We start from the raw sequence: 3,091 nt of genomic DNA, 5'->3' as shown, positions 1-3,091 counted from the left end.
GCTGTCCGCGTCTGATCGCGGCGGCCCTGGGCGCGGCGGGTGCGGCAATGAGATGCGCCACGTCCCGGGCCGACGACCCGGGTAACGGGAGGAAGACGTCCGCGAAGGTGACGTGGATCGGCGGCTCTTCCTCCCGCGGGGTGATGAGGATGGCGAAGAGTCCGAGCAGCAGCCCCACCAGGGCCAGCAGCGGGGTGATCTCGGTGTTTTGGAACTGGGCGGCGATGCGGCCGGAGAGGCCGAGGCCGGTGTCAGCTCCGGAGCTGCCACCCGAGCTGCCGCCGACGGCCGGAGCACCGGCATCCGTGGTGCCTGACTCAGCCATCGTCACCGCCCCCAGTCCCGATCCCAGTTCCGGTCCCAGCCTCGGCCTTGGCCCTCGCCCGGGCCTTCAGCGCGACGCCGGCGGCGATGGGGTCCAGCGCGACGGTCTCGCCCGCCGTGAGACCGGACAAAACCACCAGCGCATCGCCATGGTCGCGGCCGACCCGGATCTGGCGGAAGTGCACGCCGCGGTCCGGGTCCAGCACATAGACGCCGGTGACCTCGGAGCGATAGACCACGGCTGCCTTGGGCACCGTCAGCTCGTCCTTTTTGCCCGTGACGATGCCCGTCTTGACGAACATACCGGGAAAGAGATTCTTGAGCCCCTGCGGCAGGTCCAGGCGCACCTTGAACGTGTTGGAGCCCATGTCCGCGAACGGGAAGACCGTGATCCGCTCCGGCTGGACCACCTCGGCCTGCTCACCGCCGGTCGGCCGGTAGACCTTGACCCCCTCCAGCTCGCGCCCCGCCGGGCTCCCGCCCTGCCGCACATCCACCGCCACCCCCCGCTCGCCCCACGACACGCCGGACATCACCGGCTGCCCGGGGCTCGCGATCTCCCCGAGCTCCACATGGCGATTGGTGACAATGCCGGAGTAGGGTGCGCGGATGCGGGTGTACTCCAGCTGCTCCTGCGCCTGCTCCAGCGCCGCCTGGGCCGCGTCGAGACGCGCCTCGGCGCCGGCCAGCTCGGCTTCGGCGCGGTCCATCTCAGACTCGGAGATGTTCTTGTTGGCGTACAGCCCCTCCACCCGGGCGAACTCGTCCTTGGCGCGGGAGAGATCCGCCGTCGCCGACTTGAGCTCCGCGGCCGCTTGGGCGACGCGGGCGCGGTGCTCGTTGTCGCGCAGCCGGGCGATGATGTCGCCCTTCTCCACGAAGTCGTCCACGTCGTAGAGGATCTCTTCCACCTGGCCCTGGGTCTGAGCGGAGACCGTGGTGCGGTTGATGGCCTCGACGATGCCGTCCAGGCGGTACTCCCGCGGCACGGTGCGGTAGGCGACCTCGGCGCTCGGCAGCGCCGCCGGCGCATCGCCGGTCGCATCCGGGGGTGCATCCGCGGCGGCGAGCACCGGCGGCGCCAGGAGCAGCGCCAACAGGGACGACAGGCGCGTTCTGTGTCGTTGCGTCATCATGGTTTGTTGCGTCCAGAATACATTAGATTTCTCTAATATACTTGTATTGCCTTGATCCATCAAATCTTTCGATGCACATGGCACGTTTACGCCACGGTTGCGGGGGGCGCCATGACGGAGCGCAGGCGAAACAGTCACCATCGTTGAGGCCGGCCGGATGACGGCCCGAACCGCAGCGGCGATATCGGCCTCTCGGGTCTTCTGTGGTGGCTTCGCACGAGCGCCAGCAGCATGCTCGCTTGTACCTACTGGACCGTCAAACAAGGGCGCTGACTCTCCAGCGTTGTCTCAAAGTCGCAACCTCGCCTGCCTGGACCCTGGCCGTTCGCCCTGTCAGGTCCGCCGCCAGGGTGAGAGCCACCGCAGGATCACCGCCCCCCGAGCTGCATCCTTGCATTGGGAGGGGCATCGTGGCTGAGTGCTGCGTTATGGTCGCTCGCCGGCGGCGGCTGTTACGCTTGGCGCCGCCCACCTCCCGCACCTCGGCCCCATTGACCCGGCGCGCCCCAACCAGAACCGCCGCGGCTCAGGAGCAACCCCAATGCCGACCCAGCAACCCTGGCACACCCGCAGCACCGAGGACGTTCAGAGCGCCCTCGGCGCCGACGCGCAGGGTCTCACCAGCGACGAAGCCGCCGACCGCCTCGACCGGCATGGATACAACGAGCTTCCTCGCGCCGATGCGGTTTCGCCTTGGAAGATCCTCACAGCGCAGTTCCAGAACGTGCTCATCATCATCCTGCTCATCGCGGTGGCGTTGTCCGCGGTGTTGGGGGAAGTGCTGGAGTCGCTGGCCATCGCCGTTATCGTCCTCTTCGCCATCGGGCTCGGCTTCGTGCAGGAGTACCGCGCCGAGCGGGCCATGGAGGCCCTGCGCAGGATGGCAGCCCCGGCGGCACGGGTTATCCGCGACGGCCACGAGCGCACTGTTCCGGCCCGTGAGGTGGTCCCGGGTGACCTGGTGCTGCTGCATGCGGGCGACCGCATCCCCGCGGACCTGCGGCTGACGGAGGCCGTGAACCTACGCATCAACGAGGCGGCACTGACAGGCGAGTCGGTGCCCGTCAGCAAGGCCACGGATGCCCTGCCCGACCCCGAGCTCGCTGTCGGGGACCGGGTTAATCTGGCCTACTCCGGCACCGACGTCGCCTACGGGCGTGGGCGCGGCATCGGCGTTGAGACAGCCTTGGGGACCGAATTCGGCCGCGTCACCGGCATGCTCGCCGGTGTCGAGCAGCTGCGCACGCCCTTGCAGCAGAACCTGGACAAGGTGGGCCGGGTGCTGGCCATCGCTGCCGGCATCGTCGTCGTGCTCATCGCTGGGCTCGGCGTGCTGCGGGGCGAGCCGATCCTGGAGATGTTCATCTTCGGCGTGGCGCTCGCCGTGGCGGTGGTACCCGAGGCCCTGCCTGCGGTGGTGACCATCTCGCTCGCCATCGGCGTGCAGCGCATGGTAAAGCGCCATTCGCTGGTGCGGCGGCTGCCGACGGTGGCGCCCCCCGGCCGCACGTCGGTCCTCCGCCCGGACCCGCCCGGCCCCCCCCCCCGCCACACGATACCCGCTCCCACCCTCCGGACCGCCCGCCCACGCCACCCGGTCCCGGGCCGCGACCGCCGCCCCGCGAGGCACA

Annotated in this window: 3 protein-coding genes; 1 reads left to right on the top strand and 2 read right to left on the bottom strand. The window is 69.6% G+C overall.

Going from position 1 to position 3,091, the window contains the following annotated elements; all coding sequences use genetic code 11:
- Positions 1-325 (bottom strand): hypothetical protein (locus I6U14_RS04535; protein ID WP_296897227.1); only part of this gene is annotated, 325 nt, incomplete at its 3' end.
- Entirely contained in the window at positions 318-1,460 is a 1,143-nt protein-coding gene (locus I6U14_RS04530) for an efflux RND transporter periplasmic adaptor subunit (protein ID WP_296897225.1), read from the bottom strand. The genes I6U14_RS04530 and I6U14_RS04535, both read right to left, overlap by 8 nt.
- A 541-nt stretch (positions 1,461-2,001) precedes the next feature.
- Here I6U14_RS04530 and I6U14_RS04525 point away from each other — a divergent pair.
- On the top strand, positions 2,002-3,091 hold a 1,090-nt coding region (locus tag I6U14_RS04525; protein WP_296897223.1), incomplete at its 3' end, for an HAD-IC family P-type ATPase.

It is taken from the genome of Thiohalocapsa sp. (genome assembly GCF_019695415.1).
Taxonomy (GTDB): domain Bacteria; phylum Pseudomonadota; class Gammaproteobacteria; order Chromatiales; family Chromatiaceae; genus Thiohalocapsa.
This window is presented reverse-complemented; position numbering and strand designations above follow the sequence as displayed.